The 17,380-nt window shown below is 57.1% G+C and carries 14 protein-coding genes and 1 tRNA gene; 9 read left to right on the forward strand and 6 right to left on the reverse strand.

Translation table 11 applies throughout. The features are described from left to right. Positions 1-97: 97 nt before the first annotated feature. The 3 genes from ACFOZ5_RS19040 to ACFOZ5_RS19050 all read left to right on the forward strand — a co-directional run bounded on the left by ACFOZ5_RS19040 (position 98) and on the right by ACFOZ5_RS19050 (position 6,568). On the forward strand, positions 98-2,623 hold the full coding sequence (locus tag ACFOZ5_RS19040; RefSeq protein WP_379890573.1) for an anti-phage-associated DUF1156 domain-containing protein: 2,526 nt from the start codon (positions 98-100) through the stop codon (positions 2,621-2,623). 23 nt (positions 2,624-2,646) lie between these two features. Beyond that, positions 2,647-5,382: a phospholipase D-like domain-containing anti-phage protein gene (locus ACFOZ5_RS19045; protein ID WP_379890350.1), complete on the forward strand. Its 2,736-nt coding sequence runs from the start codon at positions 2,647-2,649 to the stop codon at positions 5,380-5,382. Between the two features lie 667 nt (positions 5,383-6,049). Further along, positions 6,050-6,568, forward strand: coding sequence for a hypothetical protein (locus ACFOZ5_RS19050; protein WP_379890352.1), 519 nt, complete (start codon positions 6,050-6,052; stop codon positions 6,566-6,568). A 307-nt stretch (positions 6,569-6,875) separates the two neighbouring features. On the opposite strand, the gene ACFOZ5_RS19055 is transcribed toward ACFOZ5_RS19050, so the two are convergent. The 4 genes from ACFOZ5_RS19055 to ACFOZ5_RS19070 all read right to left on the reverse strand — a co-directional run bounded on the left by ACFOZ5_RS19055 (position 6,876) and on the right by ACFOZ5_RS19070 (position 9,483). Further along, positions 6,876-6,952, reverse strand: a tRNA-Val gene (locus ACFOZ5_RS19055). Positions 6,953-7,027: 75 nt separating this feature from the next. Continuing rightward, positions 7,028-8,020, reverse strand: coding sequence for a DMT family transporter (locus ACFOZ5_RS19060; protein WP_379890354.1), 993 nt, complete (start codon positions 8,018-8,020; stop codon positions 7,028-7,030). A 106-nt stretch (positions 8,021-8,126) separates the two neighbouring features. Next, positions 8,127-8,708, reverse strand: a complete 582-nt coding sequence (locus ACFOZ5_RS19065; protein ID WP_379890356.1) for a YceI family protein — start codon at positions 8,706-8,708, stop codon at positions 8,127-8,129. Between the two features lie 16 nt (positions 8,709-8,724). Further along, entirely contained in the window at positions 8,725-9,483 is a 759-nt protein-coding gene (locus ACFOZ5_RS19070; RefSeq protein WP_379890359.1) for a CDP-alcohol phosphatidyltransferase family protein, read from the reverse strand. A gap of 125 nt (positions 9,484-9,608) precedes the next feature. On the opposite strand from ACFOZ5_RS19070, the gene ACFOZ5_RS19075 reads away from it, so the two are divergent. The 4 genes from ACFOZ5_RS19075 to ACFOZ5_RS19090 are packed head-to-tail and all read left to right on the forward strand — an operon-like array spanning position 9,609 to position 13,817. Continuing rightward, positions 9,609-10,598: a zinc-dependent alcohol dehydrogenase gene (locus ACFOZ5_RS19075; protein ID WP_379890361.1), complete on the forward strand. Its 990-nt coding sequence runs from the start codon at positions 9,609-9,611 to the stop codon at positions 10,596-10,598. Between the two features lie 24 nt (positions 10,599-10,622). Continuing rightward, a complete protein-coding gene (locus ACFOZ5_RS19080) occupies positions 10,623-11,021 on the forward strand; it encodes a 6-pyruvoyl trahydropterin synthase family protein (protein WP_379890363.1) in 399 nt (132 codons plus the stop codon). Next, a complete protein-coding gene (locus ACFOZ5_RS19085; protein ID WP_379890365.1) occupies positions 11,008-12,912 on the forward strand; it encodes a glycosyltransferase family 4 protein in 1,905 nt (634 codons plus the stop codon). The genes ACFOZ5_RS19080 and ACFOZ5_RS19085 overlap by 14 nt, the downstream gene beginning before the upstream one ends. Next, positions 12,909-13,817 (forward strand): lysylphosphatidylglycerol synthase transmembrane domain-containing protein, encoded by a 909-nt coding sequence (locus ACFOZ5_RS19090; protein WP_379890367.1) that lies wholly within the window; start codon positions 12,909-12,911, stop codon positions 13,815-13,817. The genes ACFOZ5_RS19085 and ACFOZ5_RS19090 overlap by 4 nt, the downstream gene beginning before the upstream one ends. Here ACFOZ5_RS19090 and ACFOZ5_RS19095 read toward each other — a convergent pair. After that, positions 13,814-14,626: a RibD family protein gene (locus ACFOZ5_RS19095; RefSeq protein ID WP_379890369.1), complete on the reverse strand. Its 813-nt coding sequence runs from the start codon at positions 14,624-14,626 to the stop codon at positions 13,814-13,816. The genes ACFOZ5_RS19090 and ACFOZ5_RS19095 overlap by 4 nt on opposite strands. A 292-nt stretch (positions 14,627-14,918) precedes the next feature. Between ACFOZ5_RS19095 and ACFOZ5_RS19100 the strand changes: the two genes are divergently transcribed. Next, positions 14,919-15,335: a helix-turn-helix domain-containing protein gene (locus ACFOZ5_RS19100; protein WP_379890371.1), complete on the forward strand. Its 417-nt coding sequence runs from the start codon at positions 14,919-14,921 to the stop codon at positions 15,333-15,335. Positions 15,336-15,339: 4 nt separating this feature from the next. Here ACFOZ5_RS19100 and galU read toward each other — a convergent pair whose 3' ends face one another. Continuing rightward, positions 15,340-16,188, reverse strand: coding sequence for a UTP--glucose-1-phosphate uridylyltransferase GalU (gene galU / locus ACFOZ5_RS19105; protein ID WP_379890373.1), 849 nt, complete (start codon positions 16,186-16,188; stop codon positions 15,340-15,342). Positions 16,189-16,578: 390 nt separating this feature from the next. On the opposite strand from galU, the gene ACFOZ5_RS19110 reads away from it, so the two are divergent. Further along, the gene (locus ACFOZ5_RS19110; protein ID WP_379890375.1) at positions 16,579-17,259 is read left to right on the forward strand and encodes a GntR family transcriptional regulator; all 681 of its coding nucleotides are present in this window, start codon (positions 16,579-16,581) and stop codon (positions 17,257-17,259) included. Positions 17,260-17,380 lie beyond the last annotated feature (121 nt).

Raw genomic sequence — 17,380 nt, forward strand, 5'->3', positions numbered from 1 at the left:
ATCTGGCTGTCGGAAAAACGTGACCTCTTCATGCAGAATCTCCCTGCGTGTAGCTTACGGAAAATTCTACTTTTGATCACCGCTGTTTTTCGGGGGGATTACCGGAACGTTTGGCAATTACGAGGATAAGGCATCTCTATGTAAACGACCGGAAGAGGTCAACCAAGATTGGCTTTATTCTTCAGTTTGGCCTGAGGTTAACCAGCACTATTCACGACTGGGAATCAATGCAAGCTCTTTTCAGGAATTGGTTGAACAACTCGGAATTTTACGCTTTGGTCATCGACCGCGCGTGGGTGACACCTTCTCAGGGGGCGGTTCTATCCCATTCGAAGCGGCACGTCTTGGCTGCGAGACCTTCGCTTCAGATCTGAATCCAATAGCTTGCATGCTTACCTGGGGGGCTCTAAACATCATTGGCGCTTCTCCAGAAAAACGCGATGAGCTTGAACAAGTTCAGCGGAAAATTTTTGATGCCGTGGATGCAGAGATTACAAAGCTCGGCGTTGAGCACGACGAACAGGGCAATCGCGCAAAAGCATATCTTTACTGCTTGGAAACAAGGTGTCCGGAAACTGGTTGGCTGGTGCCGATGGCTCCTTCTTGGGTGATTTCCAAAACTCGCCAGGTTATAGCCAAACTGGTTCCAAACCACGCGAATAAACGCTTCGATATTGAAGTCATCAATGGCGTCTCAAAAGCTGAAATGAAAGCAGCCGAGAAAGGTACCGTACGAAATGGTGCTTTGATATACGATCTTGACGGTAGAACTTATCAAACACCGGTTAAGACTCTTCGGGGAGACTTTCGTTCGCCTGGGGGCTATACAACCAACCGTCTACGCCGCTGGGAAAAAAGTGATTTTATGCCCCAGCCGGACGATATCTTTCGTGAAAGACTTTATTGCATCTACTGGATGCATAGAGACACTTTGCATAAGTGGCGACCTTCTACTTTTTTTGCATCCGTAACCGAGAGTGATTTGGAGCGAGAACGGAAGGTCGAGGAGATCGTTACGGAGAACCTCGATCTTTGGCAATCAAGGGGATTAGTGCCTGACATGGCTATAGAGCCAGGTGACAAAACAGACGAACCGATTCGAACACGTGGCTGGACTTATTGGCACCATTTGTTCAATGCTCGGAACATTCTTTACCTCGCAAAATATAAAGAATATGCAAAGCAGGATCCTGTCGCCCAGTTGTACCTGGCTGAACTTGTAAATTATTTCTCTCGTTTATGTGCAATGAAACCCGGCGGAGCAGGTTCGCGCTCAGAGGAAATATGGATAGGTGGAGTCTTTACGAATCAGGCGTTAAATACGTTCAATAATTATGGGTCAAGAGCATTCGCATTTGCTCCCAATAAGTTCCCCAAGCGCTCGTTCGGTTTTCCAGCGGAATCTAGGGTCGAATGCGCCGCTTCCGATACCATCGGCAAGGATTGCGACCTTTGGATAACAGATCCTCCATACGCTGATGCAGTGCATTATCATGAAATTACGGAATTTTTTATTGCATGGTTACGAAAGGACCCGCCTGCACCATTTGACGAATGGACTTGGGATTCCCGGAGGGCGTTTGCAATCAAAGGCTCGGGTGATGATTTCCGGCGTGGAATGGTAAATGCCTATTTGGCGATGGCAAAACACATGCCCGATAATGGAATGCAGTGTGTAATGTTTACTCATCAGGACACCGGCGTATGGTCCGATATGGTAGGTATATTCTGGGCTGCAGGGCTCCAAGTCGTGGCGGCTTGGTATATCGCCACAGAGACAACTTCTGAATTAAAAAAAGGTGGGTACGTACAGGGAACGGTAACTTTGATGCTCCGCAAGCGCTCGGCCGGTGACCGAGCCGGGTTCAAACAGCGCATTCTTCCGGCCGTGCGCACGGAGGTTCAACGCCAGATTGAATCTATGATGCATATCAACGACGAAGTTAAGGATAAACACGGCGAATCCGTTTTCAATGACTCTGACCTGCAGATGGCAGGTTATGCGGCCGCGCTAAAGGTTCTGACGGCCTATACATCTATCGGTGGTGAGGATGTTACAAGTTTTGCAATCCGCCCGCGTACAAGGGGAGAGACCACCGTTGTAGATGAAATCGTTCAACAGGCAGCTGAAGCGGCTAACAGTCTCTTAGTGCCAGAGGGATTAGGCTCCGCCACGTGGGCGCGATTATCCGGTATGCAACGTTTCTATTTACGAATGATGGATATGGAGACCACTGGGGCGTCGAAACTCGACAATTATCAGAATTTTGCAAAGGCATTCCGGGTCCAGGATTATTCCAAGGTAATGGGTGAAATGAAGGCTAACGGATCTCGGTTAAAGCAGGTAACCGAGTTTTCGTCGCGAGAGCTTACCGATAGCACTGAAATTGGTGCAACGTGGTTGGGTCGTATTTTCATCGGATTGCAGCAAATTCTTGAAGAAGTAGAGCCCCAGGCGGTTATTCACCAATTCCAACAAGAATTGCCGGATTTTATGGAGGTCCGTCCGTTACTAATTGATATGCTTAGATTTATCGAAAAAAAGGCAACAGACACGGCAGTGCAAGAGGCAGCTGAGGTTCTCGGTGCACGGCTTAAGAACCTGAGAGCGTTGGGCCAATAATGAGGTCGCATGGACGGTAAGCTATGACGATTCGCCGGTTCTCGTCGCGCACCCATCGACTGGACAGCTCTTTTTTACTTGAGCACCTAAAGGGGGCTCGAAGCTACAAGCGTATTGCTGGTTATTTCACCAGCTCACTGTTCGAAGTAGCCGACGAGCTTTTGGAAACCATCCCTGAAGTCAAGATCGTCTGCAACGTCGATATTCACCCGGATGATCTGAAGATTGCCCAATTGAGGCAATCCAAAATGCTTGGGCGCTGGAATGAGCAGGGCTTAGAGGCTGAAGCTTTGCTCAATCGAGAGAGGTACCGTCGTCTCGATTCATTTTTATCGAAGCATGGTCAAGCCGTGCGGGTGGCTCCAGATAGCGTCTGCGGCTTTCTACACGGCAAAGCAGGAGTGATTCAGCTAGCGGACGGTCGCAAACTCGGCTTCATCGGGTCGATGAATGAAACGCGCAGTGGATGGCAACGGCACTACGAGATTCTTTGGGAAGACGAGTCAGCCGAGGGTGTGGCGTGGATCGAAGAGGAGTTTGATTTTCTGTGGAATGCGGCGCGCCCACTGCCAGAAGCCGTTATTCGCGAAGTTCGCAGACGGGGTGATCGTCGAGAAGTTGGTTTCGAAGATATCGAAGATGATGAGGATGTGGCGCCAGCGGCACTGGTTGAGTCACCTCTTTACAGAGAAGGTCTCTCGCTTCAGCCATGGCAACAGGGTTTCATAACTGAATCTTTACGCCATTATCGAAACCACAACATTGTGCGTCTTTTGTTGGCAGATGAAGTCGGCCTGGGGAAGACGCTTTCTCTTGCTACTGCCGCTTTGGCGTTATGTCTCCTTGGCGACAAAGAGCAGAAGGTTCGTCGGCCGGTAGTAATTTTTGCTCCTGCCACGCTTTGTGAGCAGTGGCAGACCGAGATGATCGATAAACTCGGTATTCCCTGTGCTCGCTGGGAGACACAGAGAAAGGCCTGGCTTGACCATGATGAGCGCACCATTTCTCCAGCTGGCCGGGAGCAAATTGCGAAATGCCCGTTACGTATCGGGATTGTATCCACTGGTTTGATGGTTCGAGACTCTCTTGAGAAGCAATACTTGCTTGGTCTGCGCTTTGGCTTAGTGATATTGGACGAGGCACACAAGGCACGCAGTCGACAAGGCTTTGGTCGTGATGCTGGAACTCCTAACGAGCTTCTTGCGTTCATGCGGGAAATTGCTTCCAGGGCAGATCATGTTCTGTTGGGGACAGCGACACCCATCCAGACACGGTCTGAAGACTTGTGGGATCTCATGAGCATTCTTCACCAGGGCAAAGGGCAGTTCGTGTTGGGAAATGACTTTGCGAAATGGCACCGCCCGAAAGAGGTATTGCCTATTCTAGCCGGTGAACAGGAGGTGGTTGAGCCCTCGTTTGCTTGGGAACTTCTTCGCTCTCCACTCCCATTTGTAGACTCAACTCAGGAACCGCGGGCGCGCCGATTGTACAGCGCAATGAGGCAAGATCTTGGCTGTGCTCATGATGAGTGGCAAACATCTAAGCCTTTCACAGATTTGAGTACAGATGCGCGAGATGATCTGGAGGAAGAGCTGCACAGAGGGATAGCTGGAGCGACTTTTTTTCAGCGTGAAAACCCTCTTGTTCGCCACATAGTGCTCCGGAAGCGAACGGCATTGGAGGATGCTGGGTTGCTCACGAAGGTGGGCGTGGACATCCATCCGGATGCTGCTCTTGCTAAAAAGGTCCATCAATTTAATGCTCTGTTTGAGGGAAACGCACTGCGCACCAGTGAGGATTTTCGTCAGGCTTATGTTGAGGCTCGAAATTTTGGCAAAGCGTTGGCCAAACGCGGTAAGGGCGGCGGCTTCATGAAGAATTTGATGGAGCAGCGCATTTGCTCAAGTATCGCTGCCGGCCTCAGTACGTCGCGCATGCTCCTCGAAGGACGGACAGTGCATGAAGAGGGCGATGATGCCGAAGTTGATCTGACTCTGGAGTCGGGAGAAGAGCGCGTAGTCCTGCAGCGTCTTATCGAACGGTTGGAGCGTATCGAGAACGACCCTAAAGTGAGCGCAGTGATTCATTACCTGGATAGCGAGAAGTGGCTTGATCACGGCGTCATCATTTTTAGCCAGTACTATGATACCGCTAAGTGGATGGCTGATGTTCTGGCAAGTCGCTACCCAGATGAAGCCATTGGCTTGTATGCGGGTGCAGGAAGAAGTCGCCTCTATCAGAGAGGCGATAGCGTATACAGTGAACGAGAAGTGCTCAAAAAGAGCGTCGCTGAGCATGAGATACGTATCATGGTGGCGACGGACGCCGCATGTGAGGGTCTCAACCTACAGACGCTTGGCACCTTGATCAATGTAGACCTTCCATGGAACCCAACCCGTCTGGAACAGCGTATCGGACGCATCAAGCGCTTCGGGCAAGTGCGTGAAAAAGTGGATATGCTCAACTTAGTGAATGAGAACACGGTTGACGAGACGGTTTACGAAAAGCTCTCAGAAAGAATGCGAGACCGGTACAACCTGTTCGGATCGCTGCCAGATACGATCAAGGATGAGTGGATTGACGACATCGAAACTCTTGGCGAGAAAATGGATGAATATATCAATGCCCAGAAAACAGCTACCGGTTTCGATCTTCGTTACACGACGACTATGCAGCCCTCAGAGAAAGACTGGCGAAATTGCTCGGATGTGCTCTCACGGCGAGATTTTATGCAGTTGATGACTAAGAGCTGGAGCTAGAGCGGTTCTGAGCGGGCTTTTATAAAGGAAAAGAATGCACGCCCCCGAAAGGAGGTTTTTCGTGGCGTGCCGCCAGTGTTTTTAGGCACCGCTGGCTGACCTTGCTTTTTCAGCTAGCATACAGTAATTGCCAAAAGCACCAAGTACGTCGGTGCTTCTGTAAGGAGGCGAGCAGGCTAATTAGGACAATACCTGTTCGCGGGTATGATGGACTCCGAAACTATGGGACGCATCCGACGTTTTGTGGGGTTAAAGCATGCTGAGGACTTTTCTTGAACCGGAATCCTTAAACCAGATGATCAACGGAATGTTGCTCATGCTCATTGGAATGTTTTTCTGGGCGTGGCTGGCCGACTATGGGGTACCGGCGAATATTCTGCTCGGCATAGGTGTCGCGACACTGCTTTGGGATATCAGAAATTATTCGTTGGATCCAAAGCCCATGTCGTTGCTTATCGGAGGAATGATCTTGCCCGTTTGGCCGCTTCTGAGGTTCTGGATCAGATCTTGCTAGACCGGTTTTCTCGATCGCTCCTGCCAGTCTCAGGACTTTCATAACATCACTCCTGTTTTCGTCCGTAATATTTGCTGGAAATCAGCGGCGTGCTAGCGCTCAGAATTCGGTGTTGGCACGATTGCCATTATTCGCCACAACTCGTGCAGGGCCATGTCACTTTCTGTTGGTAATGTTTTTAGAACACAACAAGAAGGGAGTGCTGTCATGGGATTTGTTTCATGCCTTGAGGATCAGCAAAAGCGGTTTGAATCGGATTGCCACATTCTTCAACGGGATATTCGGTCAGGGACGGCCGATGGTGAAGCCGCAAAAAAGGATGCTCTCCGCCTGCTCGGTGATGCTCAGGTGTGTTGGGCTAAGATGCTGAAGTATCTGGATGAATTAACCTTGCCAGATTCTGGTCTCGGGGAGAGTCCTCTGGAGCTTCGTGAGCAATGCTCTGAATTAAAAGGTGTCCTAGCTAGGACAGCACGGGAATCGTCGCGTGTGAGCGATCTGGCTGGGTTGCTATTCCTGCACAATCAGGTGTTGCAGGAACAGTTAAAGCAAGAACGCCTGCGCCGCAGGCAATTAGAGCGGGATTTTGAGAAAATGGGCGGTGAGGATTTCGGCCGAATGGTGGAGCCGTTCCTCACAAATGGGATGTTTCAGAGACACGCGAAACGGTGACCGAGTGGTGACGTTATTTCCAAGCGCTTGAGAAACGGTGACGAGAAAGGCTGTATTCCAGAAACAACAAAGCCTGGCTCTTTCGAGACCGGGCTAAGCGTTAGATAAATCCTGTCGGGACGGCAGGATTTTAACGTGCAACAACCCTCCGCGCATCATCGGATAGTTGGCAGGTTGCTGAATATAGGACTCTAAACAGACCACTGTATAAGTAAATCGTTTTGCGAAAGTATTGCGAAAGTATTGCCAAACGAAAAAAGCCAGCTCTCACGATTTCTCGTAAGTCACTGGCTTTATTCGCAAATATTGGTAGGACCAGGCAGATTTGAACTGCCGACCTCTGCCATGTCAAGGCAGCGCTCTAACCAACTGAGCTATGGTCCTGTGTGCAACGGGGTGGAAATATACTGATCCGGGCCCCTGTGGTCAACCATTTTCCGGCACTTTTTCGCGGCGGTTTCAGGGCTGCCGGGCGGAGCGGATGCGGGCGATCCGACGGGCGCGGCTGGACTTGCGCAGCCAGGTGCGCAGGGCCCTGGACAATTCGGTCCAGCGATTGATCAGCAGGGCTAGCAGGATTACGCCGCAACCGGCGATCTGGGTGGGCGTCATGGTCTGGCTGAACCAGGCCCATGCCATCAGGGCAACCCACACTGGCTCCAGCACCAGTATCACCACGCCGTGGCTGTGGAAAGACAGGCTCTGGGCATAGGTCTGCACCAGAAAGCGGAAGGCGGTGCCAATGGTGGCGCTGGCGAACAACCACCAGAACATTTCACCGGTGAAGCCGGCAAACGTGGCCTGCCACTGTTCGAAAAACAGGGAGATCGCTCCGGTGAGCAGGCCGGCCGTGGTCATGCTCAGGGTGGTCAGGGGTAACGCAGGAACCCGCTCTTTGGTGACGCTCTCGCCACTGCGAGTCACCACCGTGCGGGTATTCGCCGTGCGTGAAGTGAGGATATACGCGGTGGCGAAGATAAAGGCGGCGACCACGAACAGCAGCTGCCCCTTTTCCGGGCGGAAGCCATTCTCCAGCGACAGCAGCGCCAGGCCACAGACGGACACGGGCAGGGCCAGCCAGGTGCTCAGCGGTTGCTCTTCCCGGAAGAAGATACGCGCAATCACGGGAACAATGACCACCGCAAGGCTGACAATGAAGGCCGCCTCGCCCAGGTTGACCCCAAGCCAGATGCCCATCACCCAGCAGCTCATGGCGGAGCCGAAGACCAGGCCAACCCGCGCACCGCGAAGGATCTGCTGCACACTCAGGCGCGTCAGCTGCCGCCGGGCCAGCAAGGCCAGGATGGCGCCCGCCATCAGGAAACGCAGGGACATGAACATCAGCGGTGGCATCAGCAGCACCGCTTCCTTGGAAAAGGCCCAGCTGAACGCAGCCAGCAGGGTCACGAAGACGAGTAGCAGGTCAGACTTGTTGGCGTTGGAAAGGGCCATGGCACCGAGTGTATCCGAAAAATCAGGGCGCGGAGTTTAGCATGCTCATAACCCCTGAGCTAATCGAAGGATGCCGGAACCACGCCTGTAATATCCGCTACAGCAATCAGAGCCAGCCGTTGTCCTCGATGGCCTCGAACTCGAAGCGCAGGTGCACATCGTCGCCGACCATCAACGGATCCAGCGCGTAGTCCATGCCCCAGTCGCTGCGCTGGATCGTGGTGCTGGCGGACAGGCCCAGGGTGTATTCCTCATGGCTGATGGGGTACTCCGCGGCCTTGTTCAGGGTAACGTCGAGGGTGACCGGGTGGGTCTGACCGAGCATGGTCAGATCCCCGGTCAGCTTGCCGGTATTGTCGCCGGTGGTTTCGAAGTTGGTGACCTCGAAGGTGATCTCGGGGTAGCGGTCGGCGTGCAGGAAATCGTCCTTACGCAGGTGTTCATCGCGTTTCTCGTGGTTGGAGAACACGCTGGCGCTTTGGAATACCACCTTGCCGGAGGTCACATCCTTTGCTTCGGCGTCGTATTCGAACTGGCCCTTGCCTTCCAGGAACATGCCGATGACCGAGGCGTAGCCCAGGTGATCCACTTCAAAGGTAACCGAGAAGTGGTTGTCGTCAATCTTGTAGCTCTTTGGCTCCGCGAGCGCCGCGTTGCTGCCGATCGCCAGTGAGAGTGCTGCTGCCACGCCGGCAACCTTCGTGTTAGCTGTCTTCCGTTGAATGACCATCATGGGCTCCTTGTCGGGTTTGCTGATACAGATAGCGGCTGTCGATGGCGAAGGACCAGGACAACAGGATCAGGGCTATTATGAGCGAAGAACGTGCCAGCAGGCCAGGCGTTGGCGGCAGTAATGCCACCATTAACGTGACCAGTTGCCATACGCACACCGTCTTGCGGCGGAAACTCTCGGGCAGCGGATGACTGAGCCACTTCCAGCACCAGCCCGCCATGACAAAGCCGTAACGCATGAGGCCGATCAGCAGTACCCAAGGGCCGGCCTTTCCCAGTACCATCACAGCCAGACACAGCATCAGTATGAAGAAGGCGTCCAGCTCCATATCGAAGCGGGCGCCAAAGGGGCTGGCGGTGCCGGTGCGCCGGGCGACATAGCCATCGGCTCCGTCCATGAGCAGAGCGGTCAGACAGAGCAGGGCGTAGGGCCAGGCGTGTTGCTGCAGCAAACCGGGCTGTACGGTCAGACTGGTCAGAAACAGCACCAGCACCGCGCGGCCAAGGGTCACCCGGTCCGCAGGGCCGAAGCAGCTGCCGCTCAGGGCCAGCCCGGTTATGAGTAACAGGGCGAGGCTGGCATAAAGCAGGCCGGCCACGGCGACGGATACGGCAGGCAGATCCAGCATGGAGCCGGTTAGTGCCAGTAACGTCGCCAGGCCAAGGCCGGCCAGCAGCAGGTCTCGCCAGGGCGCCCTGGCCAGGGCATTGTCGCGAAGGGAAGAATCCATAGCCGTTACCTGTCGTACGCTATGCTGTATGTCCATATATACACCACATGCGGGGTTCCGGTTCAGCGGCATCGGTCGTCACCAAGGTCACCCCGGCAGTAGTAACCGCTGAGCATGGAGCGATTATGACCTCACCGTCAATGGAAACCTCACCGGCGTTCTGGTCCCTGGGTAACGGCCATGGCGAGATTGCTGAGGGGCAGGTGGCCCACGACGCGGACCAGGAACCCTGGGTGGAGGTGGAAACCCTCTATTCAGGCATCAGCCGTGGCACTGAAGCGCTGGTCTTCAACGGCCAGGTTCCGGAATCGGAATACCAGCGCATGCGGGCGCCGTTCCAGCAGGGCGACTTCCCCGGGCCGGTTCGCTTCGGTTACATGAATGTGGGCCGGGTGGTCGGTGGTCGGGTGGATCTGGTGGGCAAGACGGTATTCTGCCTGTTTCCGCATCAGCGACGATATCGGGTGCCGGCAGCGGCGGTTACCCCGCTGCCTGAGGCAGTACCGCCGGAACGTGCGGTGCTGGCCGCCAATATGGAAACCGCCATTAACGGCCTGTGGGACGGTGGCCCCCTGGTGGGGGATCGCATCGCCGTGGTCGGCTGTGGGGTGGTGGGGTGCCTGGTCGCCTGGCTGGCTTCCCGTATCCCCGGGGCGCGGGTAACGGCAGTCGATCCCAATCCCAGCCGGCGGGCGGTGCTGGAAGCCCTCGGGGTGCACTGGGCCAGCTCCCTGGACCGGGATGACCATGACCTGGTATTCCACACCAGTGGCCACCCCGGTGGTCTTGACAGTGCCCTGGCCCTGGCCGATAACGAGGCTCGCATTATCGAGATGAGCTGGTATGGCGGGCAGGCGGTACCCGCAAGCCTGGGCGGGGCCTTCCACTCCCGCCGGCTGACGCTCCGCTCCAGCCAGGTGGGGAAGGTCAGCCCCCGGCAGGCCCCGCGCTGGAGCCATGCCGACCGCATGACCCTGGCCCTGTCACTGTTGGCAGATCCCGCACTGGACGTTCTGATCACCGGTGAAAGCTCCTTCAGCGAATTGCCCGCTGTCATGGAGGAACTGGCAGCCGGCGCATCCGATGCCCTGTGTCATCGTATTCACTATTCCTGATTTCCAGAGAACCAAGGACGCACCATGTACACACTCACCGTTCGTGACCACGTAATGATCGCCCACAGCTTCGATGGTGAACTGTTCGGCCCCGCCCAGAAACTCCACGGCGCCACCTATGTGGTGGATGTAGGCTTTGAACGCGCGGAGCTGGACGACAACGACCTGGTGGTGGACATCGGTCTGGCCAGCGAGGTACTCGGCAAGGTGCTGGCTCCCATCAACATGCAGAATCTGGATGAACTCGAGCGGTTCTACGGCCACAACACCACCACCGAATTCATGGCCCGCCACGTGTTCGACCGCATGGCGGAAGCTATCCAGGACGGCCAGCTGGGGGAAAGCGCCAAAGGGCTGAGTGGCATGGTGGTCACCCTGTCGGAATCCCACGTTGCCTGGGCCAGCTATCGTGGCAAGCTCTGAGGCACCGTGGACGGTTATGGTCCCGGGAGACCCCGGGCAGCTGACCGGCGGCTACGGCTATGTGCGTGAAATCGTGCAAGGCCTTGAGCAACTCGGCCAGCCGGTCAGGCTGAAAGGCCTGGCAGGCCGGTTTCCCGATGTCGACCAGCAGGCCCGTCAGTCACTGGAAGACGCCCTGTCCGCCTTGCCGGCCCATGCCACTGCCATTGTTGATGGCCTGGCCCTGGGTGGCTGCCCGGAAGCCGCCGAACGTCATGGCCATCGCCTGAATCTGGTGGCGCTGGTTCATCACCCACTGGCGGATGAAACCGGCCTCAGCGGGGAAACGCAACGGCATTTTTTTGAAACAGAGCGGCGGGCACTGGCCGCCGTTCGGCGGGTGATCACCACCAGCCAGACCACCGCAGCGGGCCTCTCGCGCTACCAGGTGCCCGCTGGCCGTATCGCCACCGTACCACCGGGCGTGCAGCGTCCGGCTCAAAGGCCGGAACGGGTTCCTACAACACCAACCGACCTGCGCATCCTGTGCCTGGCCCACCTGTCACCCCGCAAGGCCCAGCACCAGCTTGTGGCGGCGCTGGCGCAACTGCCCGGGCCTGGCTGGCACTGTGAGCTGGCCGGTTCCATGTCGCGGGATCCGGACTATGCGGCAGAGGTCAGGCAGCAGATTGAAGCGCTGGGCCTGGCCGACCAGATCCAACTGACCGGCGAGCTCTCCGGGCCTGCACTCGTGCAATCCTTCCGGCGTGCCAACCTGTTTGTCCTGCCCTCGCTGTATGAAGGCTACGGTATGGTTATTGACGAGGCCCTGGCCCACGGCCTGCCGGTGATTTCGTCAGACGGTGGCGCGCTGGCAGTCACGGCCGACCGACCCGGGTGCCTGATCTATCCGGCCGGAGATGTGGCAACCCTGACCGGGCTGCTTGAGGAACGTGTACGGCACCCGGCGATGCTCACCCACCAGCGGAAGGCTGCCCTGGACAGTGCCGGTCGGTTGAGGAGCTGGCGAGAGGCCGCTGAAGAATTCCGCCTGGCCGTTGTGCAGGCATTACCCACCGGCAGCGACTTTGATGCTTCCTGGCTTGCACTGAGGGAGCCGGCAGATCATGCCGCCCGTTCCGATGCGCTGACCCTTCAGGCGCTCGGCTGGCTGCGGGCGCGGGGGCAAGCAGCCCCGGTCATTGCCGATATCGGATCCGGCACCGGCTCCAACTGGCGTTACCTGAACCGTGCGCTGGCCGCCGCTGGCCAGGACGACTGCCAGTGGCACCTGTTTGACCAGGATGCCCGTCTGCTCGCTGGTGTGCCCCGCACCGAATCAGGCCCCATCATTCATGTCGAAAGGCTGCAGGCGACCACCCTGGGGCAGTGTCTGCCACGGCCATTGAACCTGCTGACCGCCTCCGCCCTGATTGACCTGGTCTCCCGCAACTGGCTGGATGCGCTGGCAGGCGCAGCAGCGGACCGTCAGGCCGCGGTGCTCATCGTATTGTCTTACGCCGGGCATTTTCGGTTGCTGCCCGAACACCGGGCCGACGATGCGCTGCGTCACTGGGTCAACCAACACCAGCACGGTGACAAGGGCACCGGCGCTGCCTGTGGCCCGGACGCCAGCGAGTATCTGGCCAGGGCACTGAAAGGCATGGGCTACAGGGTGACCAGTGAGCCAAGCGTATGGCACCTGGACAACGCACAGTCCGCCTTGCAGAGAGCCCTCATGGAAGGCTGGGTAGAGGCCGCGCGGGCCCAGCTCCTGTCGGAGACCAAAGACTCCCCGCCCGACAGTCGCTGGCTCGACCAGTGGCTGGCGGAGCGAGCCCGGCAGGCGGACCAGGGCCAACTGGTCATCGAGGTGGATCATATCGACCTGCTGGGGGTGCCTGAATCGTGAACGCCCGCCAACGGGCCTTCGGGCGCTGGCTGGTCACCCTGGCCGTACTGGCCCTGGTGCTCTGGCGGGTGGATCTGCAGGAGGTTCAGGGTCAGCTCCGGTCAGTGGCGTTGCCGTGGCTGTTGCTGGCCCTGCTGGTCACGCCCCTGCAGGTGGTGATTTCCGCGTGGCGGTGGCGATATACGGTGGCAAGGCTGGGCGGTCATCTCCCGCTGGTACACGCCATCGGTGAGTACTACCTGGCAACCATGGTGAACCAGCTGGTGCCCGGTGGTGTGGTTGGCGACGCGGGGAGGGCCCTGCGACACAGCCGCCATACGAACGAAACCGCCCTGGCCATTCACGGCGTTATGATCGAGCGGTTCTCCGGTCAGCTCGTGCTGCTGCTCCTGGCACTGCCATTGTTTGTTATCGGGTTGTCGGTCCAATGGCCGCCCATGCCGGGCCTGTTCCTGATACCGGGGTTACTGGTGGCCGGCCTGCTGATCTGGTCGCTGCTGCAGGCACCACCGGTTCAGCAATGGTGGCGCCGTTTCCGGAAGGACCTGAACCATGCCTTGCTAAACCGAACCGCATTGCCGGTGCAATTGATCTCATCGTTGCTGGTGATTGGCAGTTATCTGCTGGTGTTCTGGTGTCTGGCCATGGGGCTGGAACTGGACATTGCCCGCCGGGATCCCTGGCTGCTGCTGGCCCTGTGCACCGTGCTGCTGATGGCCATGGTAATCCCCCTGACCATTGCCGGCTGGGGTGTCCGCGAAGGCGTGGCAGCACTGATCTGGCCGTTGGCCGGGTTGGAAGCGGGGCAGGGTGTGGCACTGTCGGTCAGCTACGGGTTGCTGGTGCTGGTGTCGTCACTGCCCGGGGCCCTGTTTCTGTTTAACGCCCGTAAAAACCCGGATTAACGCCCGGAGAAATCCAGGTCAAAGAGCATATCGCTGCCAAGATTGACCATGTTGGCCGCTGGCCGCAGGGCGTCGCCCAGGCTGTCGATCTCAGGCAGCGAGAAAGCCGGCTGGCCGCTGCCAATGATCATCGGCGCCACCAGCACATGCAGCCGGTCGACCAGCCCGGCCCTGAGGAAGGTGGAAACCGTCTGCCCCCCACCTTCCACGAAGATCCGTTTCAACCCCAACCGCAGCAGAACCCGTAGCACCTCCGTGGGGTCGATAGGGCCCTCTTCATCACTCAGGCAGGGAATTTCGTAAACGCCAGCCGACAGTGTGGCCGGCAGTGTGGCGGGGTTGAAACGACCGGCTACCAGATGCAGGGTGGGTGCAGCACCGTCGTTGAACAGGTGATGGTCTTCGGGTACCCGGCGGTGCCGGTCGACCAGAACCCGCACCGGGTTGGGGCCGGTGGTCAGTCGCACGGTCAGCCGGGGGTTATCGGCGCTGGCCGTGCCGGAGCCAACCAGCACTGCGTCTGATACTGCCCGCATCCGATGCAGGTGGACCAGCCCGTCCTCGCCGTTGATGTAGCGGGAATTGCCGGTGATGGTGGCAATACGGCCGTCCAGGCTCTGGCCCATCTGGGCAATGATCTGTTGCGGCTGGCTTGCCGGCAATGCCTGAACCAATGGGCCGAACAATTGCAGCAGCTGTACGGCCCAGTCCGCGTCGCTCACGGGTTGCCTTACATGCCAGTTCTCACTGCCTTCGTCGGGGTGATGTCGCTGTTGCAGAATCAGTTCCCAGGCCTGGTCTGGAGTCATCAATGCCTCGTGTTTTCCATCCGGTTTGGTCGGGCCTATGCCCCTGTAGAACACTTACGTCAGAAATCGTCATTGATTCACTTTAAAGACATAGACAGACCCCTGCCAATGGAAAAGTCGTGGCCAGATGGGTTGTAATGAACTGGTAAGAACCGGATAGGCCACCTCGCGGTGCTGGATGATCCGCAGTTGTGACCCGGTTATCGCGGAATGATCCGGTAAAGGATAAAGTAGGGCCCAACAGCCTTTCGCAACCGCGAACCAAAGGCCGTACTACCGGCAGGAGATCGCCATGCGCTACATGGAAACATTCTGGCAGAGACTGAAAGACGCCCGGGAGGCAAGGCAGTTGTCCCGTCGCGACCTGGCGGAACTGTGTGGCGTTGATCCGGCGGTCGTTGCCCGCTGGGAACACGTGGACGCTCGTCAGCGTCTTTACCCGGCGGTGGACGAGCTGATTGACCTGTGCCGTCACCTGGAAGCACCGCTGGAAACCCTGCTGGACTCCGAGGTCAGCGTGAACCCGGGGCAGTTGCAGTTGCCGGGGCTGGCATTCTCGAACAGTGATGAGCTGGTCGGTGCACTGGATGAACTGGAGCGACAGTTCCAGCGGATACAGCCATCGGAGGAGGAAGCGGAATTACTGCGCCGCTTCCGTAAGAGCACGGAAGAAAACCGGCGCATGATCTTTCAGCTATTGGGTCGTTGACGACTTACTTCTTCTTTTCCTTATTCTTCAGGTAGACGTTCTCGTAGACGTAATTGGTCGCCTCCACAAACCCCTCGATTGAACCGCAGTCAAAGCGCTTGCCACGGAACTGGTACGCCAGCACGCAACCATTCCTGGCCTGCTCCAGCAGGGCGTCGGTTATCTGCACCTCGCCGTTCTTGCCCGGCTTGGTGTTCTCGATGATCTCGAAAATATCCGGCGTCAGGATGTACCGGCCGATAATCGCCAGGTTGGACGGCGCCTTGTCCGGTGAGGGCTTCTCAACCATGTCGGTGATCCGGTACAGGCCATCCTTCATGGTTTCGCCGGCAATCACGCCGTACTTGTGGGTTTCGTTCTTGGGTACTTCTTCAATAGCCACAATGGAACAGCGGAACTGCTTGTACAGCTTGACCATCTGGGTCAGTACGCCATCTTCGCCTTCCGGGGTTACACAGAAGTCGTCCGCCAGTACCACGGCGAAGGGGCTGTCGCCCACCAGGTTGCGACCGGTGAGGATGGCATGGCCCAGGCCTTTCATCTCGTTCTGGCGGGTAAAGGCGAAGGTATTGTTGTTGATCAGATCGCGGATGGAGGTGAGCAGGTCTTCCTTGCCGGTGCCCGCAATCTGGTGTTCCAGCTCGTAGCTGATATCAAAATGATCCTCAATCGCCCGTTTGCCTCGCCCGGTCACAAAACCGAACTCGTTGATGCCTGCTTCAGAGGCTTCCTCAACCCCGTACTGAACCAGGGGCTTGTTCACAATCGGCAGGATTTCCTTGGGCATGGCCTTCGTGGCGGGGAGGAAGCGGGTTCCGTAACCCGCAACGGGGAAAAGGCATTTTTTGATCATCGATAACATCCTTAGTAAAAGTTTCCTGAATGAGGGTAGGGAAGCCACTCAACCAGCTCTGAATATCCTCTGGCGCTTTGCGCACCGGCAGAAAGCACCCAGAACTTCTCCGTGGGCTTCTTTGCGCTCAACCATAGGCAATCAGAAAGCATGCCAAGTGTAACCAAGTTGCGCCCGCCAATGGAAACACTGGCGCGTTGCGGGAGCTTTACCATTTCTCCATGCGGTGGTGTGTGGCGTGATGGATAGTACTGCCCGGCCTTTCTTGCACCAACATGGTGCTTTCGGGTGTGTTGACAATAGATCAGGGTTTAGTCTTAAGGATTGTTGACAATAATTGGGGTTGAGCGTATTTTTTAACCAAGTTCTGATTATATTGTCGACAAAACTATGACTTCAGCCGCACCACAACCCCTAACCCGCGCCGACGAAGCCTTCGATTGTCTGCAAACGGCCATCGTGATGGGTGACCTTGCCCCCGGTGAAAAGATCGGCGAGGTTGAGCTGTGCGCACGCTTTAATCTGACCCGCGGCCCCCTGCGGGAGGCCCTGGGCCGCCTCGAGTCCCGGGGGTTGCTGGTGCGCCGGCCCCATGCCGGCGTGAAGGTGGTGTCCATCAGCGCGGATGAACTGATGGAGCTGTACCGCATCCGCGAGGCGATGGAAGGCCTGGCCGCGCGCCAGGCGGCGGAACGCATGACCGACCAGGAAATCGCCGATCTGCAGGCTACCCTCGATAGCCATGAAGCCATGATCGAGGAAGTCCAGGGCCAGGCCTACTACCAGGCGGAAGGCGACTACGACTTCCATCATCGCATTGCCACCGGCAGCCGTAATGCCAAACTCGCACAAATGCTGCTGGGTGATCTTTACTACATGGTGCGCATGTACCGATACCGGCTGAGTACCTCCAGCGGCCGGCCGCACCGTGCCCTGGGTGAGCACCGGCGTATAGCGGAAGCTATCGCCCAGCGGGATGGCGAGCTGGCGGAGTTCCTGATGAAACGCCACATCAATGCCGCCAGAAAGAATATTGAACAGAAAATCAACGATGGCCTGTTGAACATCTGACGGGCTGTTATGAAGAGAAAGAAGAAATTTAGCCACGGAATCCACGGAAGAACACGGAAGAAAAGCGAAAGAGACATGGGCTGCGGGTGGCCTTCAGACGTGGAAGGCCCCCGCCACCAGA

Origin of the sequence: Marinobacter lacisalsi (genome assembly GCF_042651045.1) — a bacterium.
Lineage (GTDB): Bacteria > Pseudomonadota > Gammaproteobacteria > Pseudomonadales > Oleiphilaceae > Marinobacter > Marinobacter lacisalsi.